The 16,700-nt window shown below is 34.5% G+C and carries 18 protein-coding genes and 2 tRNA genes; 7 read left to right on the plus strand and 13 right to left on the minus strand.

Annotated features, from left to right (window positions below):
* Positions 1-68: 68 nt before the first annotated feature.
* The 4 genes from mutS to ABZP37_RS06715 all read left to right on the plus strand — a co-directional run bounded on the left by mutS (position 69) and on the right by ABZP37_RS06715 (position 3,561).
* Positions 69-2,675: a DNA mismatch repair protein MutS gene (mutS, locus tag ABZP37_RS06700; protein ID WP_366186700.1), complete on the plus strand. Its 2,607-nt coding sequence runs from the start codon at positions 69-71 to the stop codon at positions 2,673-2,675.
* Positions 2,676-2,820: 145 nt separating this feature from the next.
* Positions 2,821-2,893 (plus strand) — tRNA-Gly (locus ABZP37_RS06705).
* A 121-nt stretch (positions 2,894-3,014) separates the two neighbouring features.
* Positions 3,015-3,100: transfer RNA gene (locus tag ABZP37_RS06710), tRNA-Leu, on the plus strand.
* 113 nt (positions 3,101-3,213) lie between these two features.
* Positions 3,214-3,561, plus strand: coding sequence for a DUF1508 domain-containing protein (locus ABZP37_RS06715; RefSeq protein ID WP_366186702.1), 348 nt, complete (start codon positions 3,214-3,216; stop codon positions 3,559-3,561).
* A gap of 167 nt (positions 3,562-3,728) precedes the next feature.
* Here the strand turns inward: ABZP37_RS06715 and ABZP37_RS06720 are convergent, their stop codons facing one another.
* Entirely contained in the window at positions 3,729-3,917 is a 189-nt protein-coding gene (locus ABZP37_RS06720) for a hypothetical protein (RefSeq protein WP_366186704.1), read from the minus strand.
* 295 nt (positions 3,918-4,212) lie between these two features.
* On the minus strand, positions 4,213-5,442 hold the full coding sequence (locus ABZP37_RS06725; RefSeq protein WP_366186706.1) for a glycosyltransferase N-terminal domain-containing protein: 1,230 nt from the start codon (positions 5,440-5,442) through the stop codon (positions 4,213-4,215).
* Between the two features lie 150 nt (positions 5,443-5,592).
* Here ABZP37_RS06725 and ABZP37_RS06730 point away from each other — a divergent pair, with 150 nt between their 5' ends.
* Positions 5,593-6,723, plus strand: coding sequence for a DegT/DnrJ/EryC1/StrS family aminotransferase (locus ABZP37_RS06730; RefSeq protein WP_366186708.1), 1,131 nt, complete (start codon positions 5,593-5,595; stop codon positions 6,721-6,723).
* Positions 6,724-7,232: 509 nt separating this feature from the next.
* Here the strand turns inward: ABZP37_RS06730 and fabD are convergent.
* The 9 genes from fabD to ABZP37_RS06775 all read right to left on the minus strand — a co-directional run bounded on the left by fabD (position 7,233) and on the right by ABZP37_RS06775 (position 12,754).
* The gene (gene fabD, locus ABZP37_RS06735; protein ID WP_366186709.1) at positions 7,233-8,105 is read right to left on the minus strand and encodes an ACP S-malonyltransferase; all 873 of its coding nucleotides are present in this window, start codon (positions 8,103-8,105) and stop codon (positions 7,233-7,235) included.
* A 308-nt stretch (positions 8,106-8,413) separates the two neighbouring features.
* A complete protein-coding gene (locus ABZP37_RS06740; protein WP_366186710.1) occupies positions 8,414-8,644 on the minus strand; it encodes a (4Fe-4S)-binding protein in 231 nt (76 codons plus the stop codon).
* Positions 8,645-8,646: 2 nt separating this feature from the next.
* A complete protein-coding gene (locus tag ABZP37_RS06745; RefSeq protein ID WP_366186712.1) occupies positions 8,647-9,054 on the minus strand; it encodes an OsmC family protein in 408 nt (135 codons plus the stop codon).
* Positions 9,055-9,082: 28 nt separating this feature from the next.
* Positions 9,083-9,325, minus strand: coding sequence for a GNAT family N-acetyltransferase (locus tag ABZP37_RS06750; protein ID WP_366187488.1), 243 nt, complete (start codon positions 9,323-9,325; stop codon positions 9,083-9,085).
* A gap of 60 nt (positions 9,326-9,385) precedes the next feature.
* Positions 9,386-10,102, minus strand: a complete 717-nt coding sequence (locus tag ABZP37_RS06755) for a pirin family protein (protein ID WP_366186714.1) — start codon at positions 10,100-10,102, stop codon at positions 9,386-9,388.
* A 236-nt stretch (positions 10,103-10,338) separates the two neighbouring features.
* Entirely contained in the window at positions 10,339-10,914 is a 576-nt protein-coding gene (locus ABZP37_RS06760; RefSeq protein ID WP_366186715.1) for a Crp/Fnr family transcriptional regulator, read from the minus strand.
* 72 nt (positions 10,915-10,986) lie between these two features.
* Entirely contained in the window at positions 10,987-11,121 is a 135-nt protein-coding gene (locus tag ABZP37_RS06765) for a hypothetical protein (RefSeq protein ID WP_366186717.1), read from the minus strand.
* 159 nt (positions 11,122-11,280) lie between these two features.
* Positions 11,281-11,742 (minus strand): PA2169 family four-helix-bundle protein, encoded by a 462-nt coding sequence (locus ABZP37_RS06770; protein WP_366186719.1) that lies wholly within the window; start codon positions 11,740-11,742, stop codon positions 11,281-11,283.
* Between the two features lie 646 nt (positions 11,743-12,388).
* Entirely contained in the window at positions 12,389-12,754 is a 366-nt protein-coding gene (locus ABZP37_RS06775; RefSeq protein WP_366186721.1) for a DUF983 domain-containing protein, read from the minus strand.
* 87 nt (positions 12,755-12,841) lie between these two features.
* Here ABZP37_RS06775 and ABZP37_RS06780 point away from each other — a divergent pair, with 87 nt between their 5' ends.
* Positions 12,842-13,705: a helix-turn-helix transcriptional regulator gene (locus ABZP37_RS06780; RefSeq protein WP_366186723.1), complete on the plus strand. Its 864-nt coding sequence runs from the start codon at positions 12,842-12,844 to the stop codon at positions 13,703-13,705.
* Positions 13,706-13,956: 251 nt separating this feature from the next.
* Complete coding sequence (locus ABZP37_RS06785) at positions 13,957-14,253, plus strand: Dabb family protein (protein WP_366186725.1); 297 nt, start codon at positions 13,957-13,959, stop codon at positions 14,251-14,253.
* Positions 14,254-14,588: 335 nt separating this feature from the next.
* Here ABZP37_RS06785 and ABZP37_RS06790 read toward each other — a convergent pair whose 3' ends face one another.
* Entirely contained in the window at positions 14,589-15,098 is a 510-nt protein-coding gene (locus ABZP37_RS06790) for a hypothetical protein (protein WP_366186727.1), read from the minus strand.
* 360 nt (positions 15,099-15,458) lie between these two features.
* Positions 15,459-16,649 (minus strand): pyridoxal phosphate-dependent aminotransferase, encoded by a 1,191-nt coding sequence (locus ABZP37_RS06795; RefSeq protein ID WP_366186729.1) that lies wholly within the window; start codon positions 16,647-16,649, stop codon positions 15,459-15,461.
* Positions 16,650-16,700 lie beyond the last annotated feature (51 nt).

Here is a 16,700-nt window from a genome sequence, read left to right on the forward strand (position 1 = left end):
TACATTTTCGCTTTAAAATCTATAAATTCGCTCCTATTTCAAGTTAATCATAAATCAAACACAATATTTTGGCAACTAAAGATAAAGTAGTAAAAGAAACCCCGTTAATGAAGCAATACAATGAAATAAAAAGGAAGTATCCTGATGCTTGTTTGTTGTTTAGAGTGGGGGATTTTTATGAAACTTTCGGAGAAGATGCGGTTCGTGCTTCTAAGATTTTAGGAATTACCTTAACAAAACGTGGTGCAGGCTCAGCTAGTGAAACTGCATTAGCGGGTTTTCCGCATCATTCGATTAATACCTATTTGCCAAAATTAGTAAAAGCAGGATTGCGTGTGGCTATTTGTGATCAACTCGAAGATCCTAAAATGACCAAAACCATCGTTAAACGTGGCGTGACCGAATTAGTGACTCCCGGAGTTTCGATGAATGACGAAGTTTTGAATTCTAAATCGAATAACTTCTTAGCCTCGGTTTACTTTACAAGTAAGAGTATTGGTGTTTCTTTTTTGGATGTTTCTACGGGTGAATTTTTAACGGCTCAAGGAAATGGAGAATACATCGATAAGTTGTTGCAAAATTTCAGCCCATCTGAGATCTTGGTTCAAAAAAATCATAAAAATAATTTTAAGGAGCAGTTCGGAAATAATTTTCATTGTTTTTACTTAGAAGATTGGATCTATAAAGAAGATTACGCTTTTGAAACCTTAACCAAGCATTTTCAAACGGTTTCCTTAAAAGGTTTTGGGATTGAAGAATTGAAGGACGGAATTATCGCTTCTGGAGCTATTTTATATTATTTGTCCGAAACACAACACAATAGAGTACAACATATTACTTCTATTCAGCGAATTGCAGAGGATGCTTATGTGTGGATGGATCGTTTTACGATTCGTAATTTAGAATTATATCACAGTTACAATCCAAACGCCGTGACTTTGTTGGACGTAATAGACAGAACGCTTTCGCCAATGGGAGGCCGTCTATTGAAACGCTGGTTAGCATTGCCTTTGAAAGATGCTAATAAAATTAGAAACCGTCATCAGGTGGTTGCTTATTTGAAAGAAAGTCAAGAGGTATTGCAAAAGATGCAATACCAAATCAAACAAATATCAGATTTAGAACGTTTGATTTCTAAAATTGCAGCAGGAAAAGTATCCCCTCGCGAAGTGGTCTATTTGAAAGAATCGCTAGATGCTATTATTCCAATGAAGACTTTAGCATTAGAAAGTCCGCAAGAAGCAGTGAAGGTAATTGGAGATAGTTTTCATAGTTGTGAATTGCTTCGAGAGAAAATAAAAATCACGTTGAATCAAGATGCGCCAGTAGCTATTTCTAAAGGGAATGCAATTGCAAAAGGTGTAAGCGCGGAATTGGATGAATTGCGTGCGATTTCAACTTCAGGTAAAGAATATCTGGAAGGTATAGAAGCTCGTGAATCGCAACGAACAGGGATTACGTCCTTGAAAATATCGTTTAATAATGTTTTTGGGTATTATATTGAAGTTAGAAATACGCACAAAGATAAAGTACCTACAGAATGGATAAGAAAACAAACACTTGTCAATGCGGAACGTTATATTACTGAAGAGTTAAAAGAATACGAAACTAAAATTCTAGGTGCTGAAGAAAAAATTCAGAAAATAGAATCCGATTTATTTGAGCAATTAGTTGCTTGGATTACCACTTATATTAAGCCTGTTCAGTTAAATGCTAATTTAGTGGCGCAATTAGATTGTTTGTGCTCCTTTACACAATTGGCAATAGAGAATCAATATGTATGTCCGCAATTGGATGAAACTTTTGAACTCGAAATTAATAACGGAAGACACCCAGTTATTGAAAAACAATTACCCGTAGGAACGCCCTATATTGCTAATGATGTTTTTCTAGATAGAGAGACGCAACAGTTAATAATGATTACAGGTCCTAATATGTCCGGTAAATCGGCAATTTTGAGACAAACAGCTTTGATTGTGTTGTTAGCTCAAATGGGAAGTTTTGTTCCTGCTGATAGCGTTAGAATGGGAGTAGTGGATAAGATATTTACTAGAGTGGGGGCAAGTGACAATATCTCCATGGGTGAATCGACTTTTATGGTCGAAATGAATGAAACGGCTTCTATCTTGAATAATCTCTCCGAAAGAAGTTTGGTCTTGCTTGATGAAATTGGTCGTGGTACAAGTACTTATGATGGGATTTCCATTGCTTGGGCGATCGCTGAATTCCTTCATGAACATCCCGCTAGACCGAAAACGCTTTTTGCAACACATTATCATGAGTTAAATGAAATGAATGAGTTGTTGCCTCGCATTCAAAATTACAATGTTTCTGTAAAGGAATTGAAGGACTCAGTTTTATTTATTCGAAAGTTAGTCAAAGGAGGAAGTGCGCATAGTTTTGGGATCCATGTCGCTAAAATGGCTGGAATGCCACAGATTGTGATTCAAAAAGCACAAAAGCTTTTAAAGAAATTAGAGAAAGATCATAGTAGTGATGCTTTAAACGGAATAAAATCTGAAAAAGAAGAAATGCAAATGAGCTTTTTTAACTTGGACGACCCTTTATTGGAAGAAATAAAAGAGGAAATACTAAGTTTAGATATTAATACTGTAACACCAGTAGAAGCCTTGATGAAGCTAAATGAGTTAAAAAGAATGTTGACTAGAAAATAATTTCACATTTAAAGTTTTTGTTATCAGAAGGTTATAAAATAATTCAAAAAAATATTCAAAAACCGCTTGTTTAACTCAATAAAAGTCTTAAATTTGCATCCGCAATACAGAACAAGTATCGCGGTTCTTTTTAAGGATTGAAAATGCGAAAATAGCTCAGTTGGTAGAGCGCGACCTTGCCAAGGTCGAGGTCGCGGGTTCGAGCCCCGTTTTTCGCTCAAAAGCGTAAAAAGCTCGAAAGGATATAAAAAATAAAATAGTATCTTTGAAAAATATAAAGCTAGAATGGTAAGCTTATTTAATTAATTTTCTCGAAAATTAAATCCATTAATACCAGACGCTCGGATGGTGAAATTGGTAGACACGCTGGACTTAAAATCCAGTGAGCAGCAATGCTCGTGCGGGTTCAAGTCCCGCTCTGAGTACTAAAGCCTCTTCTTTTGAAGAGGCTTTTTTTTGTTTATAACTCTATGAATTTTTTTTGTGTGTAGTTGTTAAAGATTGTATTTTTATTTTTGAAAAATTAAGGAGTTTAAATATGGGGTCTTTTGTGATTAGTAAGCGCTTTAGTGGGGATTATAAGTTTGAATACACTTCCAGAAAAGGGAAGCCTATTTTTACGAGTAATGCTTATGAATTGCGAATGGATTGTGAGGCAGTTGCTGAATTGTTGCGATCAGAGTTTAGTGCGTGTTCTTTTTTAAAGTATAAGACCGCTAAAGGGAAGTTTTATTTCAAAGTAGTGCTTAATGAAGTTTTGATGGCTGTAAGTCGGAAATACAGTACTGTATTGATGGCTCAGAAAGGAATTGATGAAATAGTGAAATATGGTTCGCGAGCGGAGATATTGGATTTCGCGGCAAGCGAGGTCATTTTTGATGATTAGAATTTAGAAGCGTATAATAAATAAAAAAAAGGAAGTGAGGGCAAAACGCTCTCACTTCCTTTTTTTGGTTTTGTAAATAATTAGAATATCGATTGGATGTTTTTAAATTATAAACAAAAAAAAGCCATCATAAAGATGGCTTTGATTTTTCTTAGAATAAATTCTAATTAGTGAGCAGCAGGAGCTTCAACAGCAGCTGAATCAACAGCTAATGCAGTAGTATCAACAGCTACAGAATCAACAGCAACAGCAGTTGAGTCAACAGCTACAACTTCTTCAGCAGCAGCGTCAGCTTTTTTACAAGATACAACAGTTAAAACAGCAACAACAGCTAAACTTAAAAATACTTTTTTCATCTTACTTTAATATAAAAGGTTAATTATTAATTCGAGGCAAAGATATAAAATTTTTGATATGTAAAATTTTTTTTCAATTTATTTTTAAAAATATTATTCGATTTATATTTTTTTAGTTTGTTTTGGAGTCTAATATCCTTAATTATAGTGGTTAAACGGGGACTTATTTATTAAATGGTTAATCGAAATCGATACTAAAAGCAGTTGTTTTATGTAAGAATTAAGAGTTTTTTGGCTTTTATTTTTTTGGATAATGATAGTTCAGAATATTATTTAGGGATTAATTGCTGTGCTATTACTTTATTGTATCAAGAATAATGTCTGTTGCTCCTTTATTGTCTATTATAAATTGACTGCAAATAGCTCCTTTTTCTTTTTGAATTAGATCATTGTTGAGTAATTCATCTAAAGTAGTTTGTAGTTCTGTTTCATTTTTAATTGAAATACATCCTTTTAAAGAAACGAGTGCAATGGCTTCAGCAAAATGAGAATAATTAGTTCCAATTACAATTGGGACGCCAAATGTAGCAGGTTCGAGTATGTTGTGAACGCCAGGATTGCCAAATCCACCACCTACATAAGCAATGTCAGCATAGCTGTAAATTTTGGTCAAAATACCTATGGTGTCAATGAGGAAGACTTCGTAGTCGGCTAAGTTCTTACCCTTCATTTCTGAAAATAGTAGTGTTTTCTTTGTTATACTATTTTTTAATTGAAGGATTTGTTCGGGTTTGATATTATGAGGAGCAATAATGAATTTAACTTTTTGATTGACTGTGTTAATGTAGTCTGTTAGTAATTCTTCGTCTTTGGGCCAGGAGCTTCCAATCACAACGGTTGGAGTGTTATTTTTGAATTGAGAAATGAAATCGAGTGTGTTGTCTTTTTCTACTATAGCTGCAACTCGATCAAAGCGTGTGTCTCCGGAAACGTAGACATTCTTTTTTCCAAGGCTTAGCACTAATTGTTTTGAAGCTTCGTTTTGTACAAAAAAACAGGTAAAAGCGTCTAAAGCCTTTCTGTAAAATCCACCGTACCATTTAAAAAACAACTGGTTTTCTCTGAAAATCCCCGATATAAGATAGGTTGGGATATTTTGTTTCTTTAAAACGTGTAAATAATTGATCCAAAATTCATATTTTATAAAAAACACCATATCGGGATGTACTAATGCGATGAATTTTTCGGCATTATAAGAGCTGTCCAAGGGTAGATATAGAGTAACGTCAGCTACAGTGTTATTTTTTCGAACCTCAAAACCTGAAGGAGAAAAGAAGGTTACTATAATTTTATGAGTTGGAAATTTTCGTTTTATTTTTTCAATAACGGGTAGTCCTTGTTCGTATTCCCCTAAAGAAGCGGCGTGAAACCAAATGGTTTTGTCGGAGGTTTTTATTTTTTGCGAAAGCGTATCAAAAACAGTTTTTCTTCCAGATACAAACAAGTTTATTTTTGCATTGAATAATGCAATTATTTTTAATAAAAATTCCGCAATAGCTATTGTGAGATTGTAAAGAAAGTGCATTCGATGTTTTTTTGGGCTAAAATACGTTTTCTTTGGGTTAAATTCATTGGTTTGAAATCAATAATACCTATTTTTGTTTTCCTTTTAGGAAAGATATGAGAGGAAGTATTTGTACAAATCGTTGTCTTTCTAATTATAAATAATGTGTACATGAAGAAAATTCAAATGGTTGACCTTAAAAGTCAATACGATAAAATTGCCGTTACAGTAAATGCTTCTATTCAAGAAGTTTTGAATACCAATGCCTATATCAATGGTCCACAAGTGCACCAATTTCAAAAAGGTTTGGAGGATTATTTAGGAGTCAAACACGTAATTCCTTGTGCAAATGGTACCGATGCTTTGCAAATTGCAATGATGGGGCTAGGCTTGAGTCCTGGTGATGAGGTAATTACTGCCGATTTTACATTTGCAGCTACTGTTGAGGTAATTGCTTTGCTGCAACTAACTCCTGTTTTAGTAGATGTAGATTTACATGACATGAATATTTCTTTAGAAAGAATAAAAGCGGCTATTACCCCTAAAACGAAAGCAATTGTTCCTGTGCATTTGTTTGGGCGTGCTGCCAATATGGAAGGTGTTATGGCATTAGCCAATGAGCATAATCTTTTTGTAATCGAAGACAATGCGCAAGCTATCGGTGCTGATTTTACCACCAAAGCAGGAAAGCAATCTAAAGTTGGAACAATAGGTCACGTAGGAGCAACTTCCTTCTTTCCTTCTAAAAACTTAGGTTGTTATGGAGATGGTGGAGCTATATTTACCAATGATGATGATTTAGCACATACTATTCGTGGAATCGTTAATCACGGAATGTACGAGCGTTACCATCACGATGTAGTTGGTGTAAATTCTCGTTTAGATAGTATACAAGCGGGTGTTCTTAATGCTAAATTACCTTTTCTAAATGACTATAATACGTCTCGTCGTGATGCGGCGGCTAGGTATAATGCAGCTTTGGCAGGGCATGTAAACATCGTGACACCTTCTTTCGATAATGATGAGAATGATCATGTGTTTCATCAATATACTTTGCGTATCATCAATGCTGATAGAAATGGTTTGATGCAACATTTATTGGATAAAGGAATTCCATGTGCTATTTATTATCCAATTCCATTACACTCTCAAAAGGCTTACATAGATGTTCGATACAAAGAAGAAGATTTCCCGGTTACGAATCAATTAGTAACTGAGGTGCTTTCATTACCAATGCATACCGAATTAGAAGACGAGCAAATTCAATTTATAACCGATAGTATTTTGGAATTTTTGAAATAATAATAGATTTTTAAATAAAAAAAACTCGAAAGCAGCCTAGTTGTTCTCGAGTTTTTTTGTTTAGAATAATTGCAATGAATTATTTATAGTTTTAAATCAATCAAAAAGTTTAATTTTAGCTAAAAACGGAGTAATAGCATGGTTGATTTCGGTGTTTTTTATCTTTTTAAAATTTCCGTGCAGTCTACCTTGCACTGTTATAAATTCTAATTTCAAACCCATTTATTGAAGTTTTTTATATAAACCCACCAATTTATAGATAAGATACAGTAGGGGGTAGCATCACCGTGTACAATAAAAGTAGGAGGGCTCTTTTTTCATAAGGTTATAAAATCGTTCAAGAAGGATAACCAGTTGGAGAAATCAGATATAGTTTCTTTTTAGAAAATGAAAAATCAGATTGGATTAAAATAGGTTGATTATTATTGGATAATAATAAAAAAGTCCCCTCCAAGTACTAATCTTGTGGGGACTTTAAGGTAAGCCAATAACTGCGATTGAATACTAAATTATGCGTTCGCCGTAGCCGCTTCTTTATTGATTTTTCCAATTAAACCAGCCAAAACTTTTCCAGGGCCAACTTCAGTAAATAAAGTAGCGCCGTCAGCAATCATTTGTTGTACAGATTGCGTCCATTTTACAGGAGCAGTCAACTGGATGATTAAATTCTTTTTTATTTCATTTGCGTCAGAAACCGCCGAAGCCGTAACATTTTGATATACAGGACAAGTTGGTGTTGCAAAAGTAGTCGCTTCAATCGCTGCGGCTAGTTCTTCACGAGCGGGTTCCATCATAGGGGAGTGGAATGCTCCACCTACAGGCAATAACAACGCACGTTTTGCGCCTGCTTCTTTCATTTTTTCGCAAGCCAATTCGACCGCTTTGAATTCTCCTGAGATGACTAATTGACCAGGGCAATTGTAATTAGCAGCAACTACAACACCGTCTATAGAAGCACAAACTTCCTCTACAATATGGTCTGCTAATCCTAAAACAGCCGCCATAGTTGAAGGTTTGATTTCGCAAGCTTTTTGCATTGCCAAAGCACGTTGAGAAACTAATTTTAATCCATCTTCAAAAGACAAAGCACCATTCGCCACCAAAGCAGAGAACTCTCCCAAAGAGTGTCCCGCTACCATTTCTGGTTTGAAATCTTCCAAGGTTTTAGCCAAGATTACCGAGTGCAAGAAAACCGCTGGTTGGGTAACTTTAGTTTCTTTTAACTCTTCAGCCGTACCTTCAAACATAATATCTGTGATGCGGAAACCTAATATTTCGTTAGCTTTTTCGAAAAGTGACTTTGCTAATTCTGAATTTTCATATAATTCTTTGCCCATTCCTGTGAATTGTGCTCCTTGACCTGGAAAAACGTATGCTTTCATTTATGCTGAATTTATTTCAGCATCTCAATAATGCTGAAAGGTTATTTATCTGCAAAAATAGTATTTTTTTTAGGAGCACCAACATTTAAGGTTTTAATGACGAGTTGTCCTGCTGTCCATTCTATCTTTACTTGCTTGAAGTAAGTAAGTAAAGAAGGCCTTCCGAGACTTCGGATCCTTCAGGGCTAGGCAGTAAGAGTTGGGGGTTTAATAATATCCCCAAAAGCACTGTAGGGAACAATGCTTTTAATTAATTCAAATGATTGCTTGTCTATCTGAAAAATAGATTACAACCAAGATGTTCCATGTTATTGTTTTTTATTCATATAAAACGATAAAGCTCCTGATGGGCATTTATTAACTGTGTTAATAATTTTATCTGTTGAGGAACCGTCAATCTTAATCCACGGTTGCTCTTTAGGTTGAAAAACCTCTGGATTATTGCGAACACAATTTCCAGAATGAATGCATTTTCCAGATTGCCATACTACGGTTACTTCCCCGTTAGTATATTCTTTTTTGATGTCTTTTGGGTCCATGATTACAATAGGGTGTTAATGGTTACTTTTCCTTTTAAAATTTTAGAAATAGGGCATTTATCAGCAATAATCAGTAATCGTTCTTTTTGCTCAGTGGGAATGTTAGTTGAGAAAGTGATGTTTCGGGAGATTATAGTCTCAAATTCGCCATCTGATTCTTGTGTAGCATTCATTGCAATATTTATTTCGGGAATATCCCACCCTTTTCGATCAATATACATTCGTAAGGTTGCTAAAGTACAAGTCGTCAAGGATGCCAAAAGAGCTGTAAAAGGGTCAGGACCTAAATCCTTTCCGTTATTAGTTGTTGGCTCATCCATATTGAATTTACCATTGCGCCAAGTAATGGTGCATAAATATTTTTGAGTGCCAATATGTCCTAAAAGATCTTTTTCCAATAAATTTTCCATGATTCAATTTTATTAATGCAGTTCTTTTTTAACTCGATTGTAAAACGTGCCTATACTCAGGTGTTTTGTCAAAAACCTTTTTAGCAAAGGGGCATAAAGGTACAATTGTATAGCCTTTTTTTAGGGCAAATGAAACGGCATGTTCAACAAGCTTCTTTCCTAAACCTTTACCATTATACGATAGATTGATTTCAGTGTGGTCTATGATGAATTTCCCAGTTCCTGCATAAACAAAAGTCATTTTTCCTGCTATTTCCTCGTCTATATTAATTTAAAAAACACCTTTCTTGTCATCTTCAGTTCTGGTTATTGTTGGATTCATGACTATAGTTTACAATTGCATTGGAATATCCATAATTAAAAATTTCGCATCTGTTTGTGCCTTAATTTCTATATCTTCAAAATCGGTAATTCCGATAGCGTCTTTGGTTTTTAATTCTTGTCCGTCCACAGTAATTATTCCTGAAATCACCATGAGATATACTCCATTTTCTGATTTTCTAATAGAATAAGTTTTGCTGTATTCGGCATCAAAATCTGCCATATAAAACCAAGCGTCTTGATGAATCCAAACTCCTTCGTCATCTGCAGATGGAGATAGAATTTGAGCAAAGTTGTTTTTCTGTGCGGCTTTGTCTAGCGTAATTTGTTGGTAACGTGGTGTCACATCTTTTTTGTTTGGGAACAACCAAATTTGGAACAACTTCGTTTGTTGGTCAGCATTAGGATTGAACTCTGAATGTTGAATTCCAGAACCTGCGCTCATTACTTGAATGTCTCCACTTTTGATAGTAGAACTAGTTCCCATGCTGTCTTTATGTGCTAAATCTCCTTCAAATGGAATCGTAATGATTTCCATATTGTTGTGCGGATGCGTCCCAAAACCCATTCCTGCCGCAATCGTATCGTCATTCAAAACGCGGACTACTCCAAATTGATTTCTGTCAGCGTTGTAATAATTTCCAAAACTAAAGCTGTGAAATGCATTTAGCCATCCGTGGTTAGCGTTTCCCCTTGTATCTGCTGTGTGTAAAACTGTAGTTGCCATGATAGTATAAATTTAGTGATTTTTATAATACAAATTTACGACAGGAGAAAAGGCTTGGCACTTAACCTAGATTAAGAAAGTAGTTTCAGTCTCAGTTTTCTGTTTTCAATGACGGTCTAAATGAGGAGTCTTTGTGTATTGTTTTAAGTCTTTTCTAATGGCTTCAATAAGAGCTGAATGTTCAAATTATGTGCAACCACAACTGAAAACCCCGACTGTACACTGTACACTGAACACTATTTTCTCAATAAACGACTTTTCATTTTGCTGAAAAACTCAGGTGTTACTCCAATATACGATGCAATCTGCTTTTGTGGAATTTTGTGTTGTAAGTCAGCATATTTTTTTTGAAATTTCTCAAAACGCTCTTCGGCGGATAGGCTGAGGTTGTCCATCAAGCGTTCTTGATTGGCTACTAAGGAATTTTCGATTAAAATTCTAAAAAGGCGTTCGAGTTTAGGAATTTCTCGATAAAGGATTTCTTGATTTTCTTTGGATAAAACCACTAATTCAGCATCTTCTAGTACTTCGATAAATAAATTACCAGGTTTTTGCGAAAGCAAACTATACATATCACTAATCCACCAACCGGCACAGGCAAAACTCATAATATGCTCTACTATATTGTCATTGATATTAAAACTGCGTAAAATCCCTGAATTGACAAAATAGGAGTTTTTGCAAACCGTTCCGCTATTGTGAATAATGGTTTTAGCTTTGAAATGCTGTACTTCAGTTCGGGATAAAAAAAGAACTTCCTCTTCGGGAGTCAATGTGATTTGTTTGGCTATGTTTTCGAGGATAGTCTTCATTTATTCAAAAATACAAATATTTTTCAAAGTTTTACTGGAGTTTTTAGGTGAAAAATTAAGTGTTAATCAATATTAAGACTCGTCTTTTTGGTCGAAATGTTCTGTTTGTTCCAGTTCTTTTTTGCGAGGAGTTTTTTCCTCGTATCCCAAGTTGGTTACTCCTTCTGTTAAAAAATCAATTTTATCCTTTTTTAAATCGTCTATCAAATCTACTGGAATTGTGTTTTTGGTAGGTATTGTTGAGGAAGAATTAGAGTCTCCAGTAGAAATACCTTCGCCCGTTTTTACTTGTTCATGATTTGTCTTTTCTTTGTTTTTCTCGTTGTTGTCTTGGTTTTTTATGATACTTTTTTTAGGTTTAAAAAATTACACTGAAATGCTTTTTGTCAGTTCAATTTTAGCTAATGTGTTTTTAATGCTGATCAATTGTTGCAAAATAAGATTACGTAACATAGGGCTCAGGGATTCCTCTTTCATCGCTAGTTCGTATTCTTCAACGGCAACCTTTTCACCAGTTATGCAAGTGTTAATTATTGCTTCTCTATCGCCACCTGTAAAAAGTGATTTGATGTCAATCCATTTTCGGTGTAACGCTCCCATTGGACCTCCTTCAGTATCCGTTGATTGACCTAATTTGTTTATTTCATCCTGTAACTCAACAATAAGAAGTGATCGATCTCTAGCGTAACCTAAAAAATCTAATTTAGTTAGAGTGTCTTCAACATGTTCAGCTGCATTAGTATATCCCAGTTTTCCGTCATCAAGAATGATAATTAGGGTTTCTAAAATGTCAATTGTAGCTAGAGTTTTGTTATCTGTATTTTCCATGATTACATATTCGTATAAAGTTATATTACAAAGATGGCACAGTTGTCTATTTATCATCTTATACAATTTAAACCGTATCTTATATGATTTCTCTAATGATTGAATTGAACTAGTAACAAAAAAAAAGGGCCTCTATAAAAGGAGGGCACTGAAAAAGTCCCTCTTTTCAAAAAATCATTAAAATATCGATTAAATAAGGGGTTTATTTTATTAGATTTCTTTTTTTTTACACAAATTTGATTTTCTGACATCACAGGGGTTTACAATAATGAAAAAGAGCATAAACACTACTGTTTATGCTCTTTTTTAGTTTTTATCGTTTTTTACTTTTAAAGGACTTTTTCAGTGCCCTCCTATAAAAGAAGCAGTTTTTGCAGTTTATGTTTATTGATTACTCTTCCTCGATTTCTAATTCAGCATCTTTTTTCCATATTTCTATTTCATAAGGTTTACAGTTAAATTTTAGTTTTTATCCTAATTCACCTTAATAAAATAGTGATTAACGGTGGGTTATACCAATAATTTTTATAAAATAGTTCAATTGTCAGTTCCAGCGAAGTCGAGAGCCGCAATTGCATCTCGACAGCGCTTGACGTGACAAAAATTAGATTGGACTATATTGTACTAGTTTTTGGTGTTAATCAAATTATACCGAATAATTCTTAAACATATAAATCCACAACATTCGCGACAACCGAATATTAAACGATGACAGTCCAATAATCACTACGGCAATGATAGGAATAATCCTCAAGTCAAAACGTTCGGTAAAAAACTGTTGCGCAATAACATAAGTCGCAATAGATTGCGCCACTGTTATACCGTAGTTCATGTACATAGCACCGAAAAAGTAACCCGGTTCTTTTTCATATTTATAATTACACTTTGGACAATTTTTATGCATTTTCGGAAAACCGATGCTCAAGAAAGGAGATTTTTCGTCAAAAACTTTGCCTTCATGGCAATGCGGACAGTTGTTGCTCAATATGTTTAAAAAAGTATTTGCCATCATTTCTAATTTTTAACAAAGGTATTTCATGTATTCAAATCAGCTATTTGTTATCTTCGCTAGTTATAGCACAATAAAGACATTTCGAGTATGAAAAAATATCCCATTTATTCAATTCAGCGTTTCAATTGCAATTCGGTTCAGTCGGATTTTTATGTAAATACTTTTCAAAATCATTTGGTTACCCATCCTTTTGTCGAAGAACCGCACCGTCATAATTTCTATCTTTTGGCATTTTTCACCAAAGGTTCAGGGACACATGAAATCGATTTTGATACTTTTGATGTTCGTCCCGGAAGTGTGTTTATGCTCCAGCCTGGGCAAATGCACCATTGGAGTTTGTCTGAAGATATTGATGGCTATGTCGTGTTTTACTCGCCAGAAATGTACAATCTCTACTTTGGCGAAAAAGACCTTGACATTTTTCCTTTTTACTTTTCCAATGCCACTAAACCCGAGATTGTGCTGTCAAAACAAGAAGTGGAAGGTTTGTCCCCTTATTTTGAAATGATTTTGAAAGAAAGTGAATCAAATGAACTTTTTAAGAAAGACAAAATTATTAATTTGTTAGACGTCATTCACATTGATTTGGCGAGAAAATATCAGGAAACCGTTGCGCCCGAAATTCATTCTTATAATTCCAAACTAAAGCAATTTAGTCAACTTTTAGAAAAGAATTTCAGTACTGAAAAATCAGCAGCTTTTTATGCCGAAGCGCTTCACATCACGCTCAAACACCTGAATCGTATTTGCAACGAAACCGTAAATAAAACCACCACCGAACTCGTCAGCGATCGAATTATTCTAGAAGCCAAACGCATGTTAATAGATAAAAAACTATTGATTAACGAAGTAGCCACCAAATTGGGCTATGATGACTATTCTTATTTCGTCCGCTTTTTTAAGAAAAATACGAGAATGACTCCAAAGGAATTTCGGTTGAGTAGGAGTTAGGAGGGACTCAGTAGTAGGGTTAAGAAGTAGTATGAATTAATAATGCGATCAAAAAATGTTTAGGTTTTTTATTAACGGTTCGAGTAGTGGGTACGCTAATTCTTGAATGTAGCCGTAAAAAGATTACTGTAGATGGACATCTTTTCGAAAATCTTTTTTTAACTTGTGAGTTTATAGCGAAAGAAATTGAATCAGATTTTCGTGGAGGAATATATGAAAGTAAATAATTAACTCATTTATAAAAATAAAATATGATTCGCCATACCGTTTTTTTTAAGTTTAAAGTAGGTATAAGTGAAATTGAAAAACAAGAATTTTTTAAAGCTTGCAATCAGTTATCTTTAATTCCTGGGATACAAAATTTTGAAGTAGTCAAAGAAAAAAGTCCTAAGAATGATTTTGAGTTTGGTTTGTTAATGGTTTTTGATAACTCAACAGTTTATGAAAACTACAATACGCATCCTGATCATGTTTTGTTTGTACAGAATTATTGGTTGAAAAAGGTAGAGGATTTTATAGAAATTGATTTTGAGCCTGTTGTTGAATAAGTCGGGCTTTTTTGATGGTATGTCTGTAATGCAAATTGATTTTTTTTTACCATATAAGTCATACAAGTTTTTTATCTTGAAAGTCTGCTTAAATGTTTTACTAAATAGAAGCTCATATAAGTTGTTTTATGCAAGCATAAAATCAAGACAATCATGTTATTCTGAAAGAATCTCACGCACATTTAGCCAACAAACAGTCACAATCTGGGTCATTCGAGGAACGAAGTAATCACGTACAGGGTATCATTTACTATGTGTGAGAAATTTGATTTTGCAAAGCTTGACGGTCAATAGTAATGTGTTCGAAGTCAGGAGACTTCGAGCAGCGGTGTTTTTTACATTTTTATATTCAAAAGATTTTTTCTGTAATCTGTAACTATTTTTTTGATTTCAAATAAGTTCCATTCATTATTAAGAATTTCTAATCCTTCAAAAATTGGAGAATTATCTATTACGTTTTCACTATTATGGTCTAAATTAAATGATTTCAAAATTTCAACTGTTCCATTATGAAATTTTGAATCTTTATGCTTATAATAATTAGCAAGTCCAATTATTAATTCAATTTGAGTTCTCTCAAAATCTTTATGTTTTTTGTCCGCTTTATAATATTGTGCTTTATTATCAGGTTTGTCAAATAAATCATTTATGCTTCCATTTATATAATTTTGAAAAGCAATAAAAGCCAATCCATAAATTGGTTCGCTATCTTCTCTCATCCAAATTCCATCGTACCAATCATTTTCTTTATTTTTTTTGACTATTGTTTGAATTGAATTTTCAAGTCCTATTATTATTAAATTTAAACTTCCTGCTCTGTCGTCAATTTCTAACAAATTCATCATTTCAATTTTTCTTAATTAGGTTTAGTAAATAATTTTTCAGTTTAAAAACATATGATATTTACTACTAATCAGTAACATTGCCTACAACTAGTATATATGTGCAAGTTTATGAGTTTTTTCTGAATCCGCAAAACTTTAGGGTTACCATAGACTTGAATTTATCCGCATTTGTGCGTGAGGGATAGAGGTGGTATCCTCGTCGTGAAACGAAGAGATGTAGCCGAAAGCCCGACAGCAGTAGCGGAAGGGGCTTTATGACCGCAAACAATAGTAAGCCCCTTTTGATACTGCTGGCACGCCCAAAAAAAATGCCTCAAGAACTAAATCCTGAGGCATTGTAATTTATAATTGAAAAAGGAATTAAGCTGCTAGAGCGTCTTTGATTCTTTTTAAAGCTTCTTTCAAAATGTCATCACTTGTTGCGTAAGAGAAACGGATGCAGTCTGGGTTACCAAAAGCGTCACCTGTTACAGTTGCTACGTTTGCTTCGGCTAAAAGGTACATCGATAAATCCATGGCGTCTTTGATTTCAGTTCCTCTCAATGTTTTTCCAAAGAAAGATGAAACGTCTGGGAATACGTAGAAAGCACCTTCTGGAACGTTGATTTTGATTCCTGGAATTTCTTGTAACAATCCAACAACTAAATCTCTACGGCTATGGAAAGCGTCCACCATGTGTTTCAATACAGATGGGTCTGCATCTACAGCGGTAATCGTAGCGCGTTGTGCAGGAGAGTTAGGTCCAGAGGTAACTTGACCTTGAATTTTGGTACAGGCTTTTGCAATGAATTCTGGTCCACCAATGTAACCAATACGGTAACCTGTCATTGCAAATGCTTTGGCAACTCCATTTACGGTGATGGTTTTATCAAACATTCCTGGGATTGATGCAATACTGCAAAAAGTTCCAGAGAAGTTGATGTGTTCGTATATTTCGTCAGCTACTACGTAGATGTTTGGGTGTTTTGCCAAAACTGCTGCTAAAGCAGTCAATTCTTCACGGCTGTAAACAGATCCTGATGGGTTACAAGGAGATGAGAACCACATCATTTTTGTTTTTGGTGTGATGGCTGCTTCTAGTTGTGCTGCTGTGATTTTGAAATCGGTGTCGATAGAAGTAGGAACTGCAACTGGTACACCACCTGATAATTTTACGATTTCGAAGTACGAAACCCAGTAAGGTGCTGGCAAGATCACTTCGTCACCATCGTTTAACATTACTTGTGCAATGTTGTATAGTGATTGTTTTGCTCCTGTAGAAACTACGATATTGGCTGGTTTGTAATCCAAGTCATTATCTCTTTTGAATTTTCTGCAAATAGCGTCTTTCAACTCACCGTATCCATCAACTGGAGAGTATGTGCTATAGTTTTCATCTACAGCTCTTTTTGCTGCTTCTTTGATGAAGTCTGGTGTATTAAAGTCAGGTTCTCCTAAACTTAAACTGATAATGTCTTTTCCTTGTGCTTTTAATTCGCGAGCTAATGCTGCCATTGCTAATGTTTGCGAAGTAGCCAAATTGTTAATTCTGTCTGAAAGAATATGGTTCATTAAAGTTGATTTAAAAGGCTTTAATTTCCGTAGAAAATTGAAGCTGTTAAT

The sequence above is a fragment of the Flavobacterium ovatum genome, assembly GCF_040703125.1.
GTDB classification, from domain to species: domain Bacteria; phylum Bacteroidota; class Bacteroidia; order Flavobacteriales; family Flavobacteriaceae; genus Flavobacterium; species Flavobacterium ovatum.

Bases quoted from the DNA above. Each gene is read 5' to 3' on its own strand.
- ABZP37_RS06715 (WP_366186702.1), top strand. From the start codon at position 3,214: ATGGGGTCTTTTGTGATTAGTAAGCGCTTTAGTGGGGATTATAAGTTT.
- ABZP37_RS06725 (WP_366186706.1), bottom strand. From the start codon at position 5,442: ATGCACTTTCTTTACAATCTCACAATAGCTATTGCGGAATTTTTATTA.
- ABZP37_RS06730 (WP_366186708.1), top strand. From the start codon at position 5,593: ATGAAGAAAATTCAAATGGTTGACCTTAAAAGTCAATACGATAAAATT.
- ABZP37_RS06720 (WP_366186704.1), bottom strand. From the start codon at position 3,917: ATGAAAAAAGTATTTTTAAGTTTAGCTGTTGTTGCTGTTTTAACTGTT.
- ABZP37_RS06780 (WP_366186723.1), top strand. From the start codon at position 12,842: ATGAAAAAATATCCCATTTATTCAATTCAGCGTTTCAATTGCAATTCG.
- ABZP37_RS06760 (WP_366186715.1), bottom strand. From the start codon at position 10,914: ATGAAGACTATCCTCGAAAACATAGCCAAACAAATCACATTGACTCCC.
- ABZP37_RS06790 (WP_366186727.1), bottom strand. From the start codon at position 15,098: ATGATGAATTTGTTAGAAATTGACGACAGAGCAGGAAGTTTAAATTTA.
- ABZP37_RS06785 (WP_366186725.1), top strand. From the start codon at position 13,957: ATGATTCGCCATACCGTTTTTTTTAAGTTTAAAGTAGGTATAAGTGAA.
- fabD (WP_366186709.1), bottom strand. From the start codon at position 8,105: ATGAAAGCATACGTTTTTCCAGGTCAAGGAGCACAATTCACAGGAATG.
- ABZP37_RS06740 (WP_366186710.1), bottom strand. From the start codon at position 8,644: ATGGACCCAAAAGACATCAAAAAAGAATATACTAACGGGGAAGTAACC.
- ABZP37_RS06775 (WP_366186721.1), bottom strand. From the start codon at position 12,754: ATGATGGCAAATACTTTTTTAAACATATTGAGCAACAACTGTCCGCAT.
- ABZP37_RS06795 (WP_366186729.1), bottom strand. From the start codon at position 16,649: ATGAACCATATTCTTTCAGACAGAATTAACAATTTGGCTACTTCGCAA.
- ABZP37_RS06755 (WP_366186714.1), bottom strand. From the start codon at position 10,102: ATGGCAACTACAGTTTTACACACAGCAGATACAAGGGGAAACGCTAAC.
- ABZP37_RS06770 (WP_366186719.1), bottom strand. From the start codon at position 11,742: ATGGAAAATACAGATAACAAAACTCTAGCTACAATTGACATTTTAGAA.
- ABZP37_RS06745 (WP_366186712.1), bottom strand. From the start codon at position 9,054: ATGGAAAATTTATTGGAAAAAGATCTTTTAGGACATATTGGCACTCAA.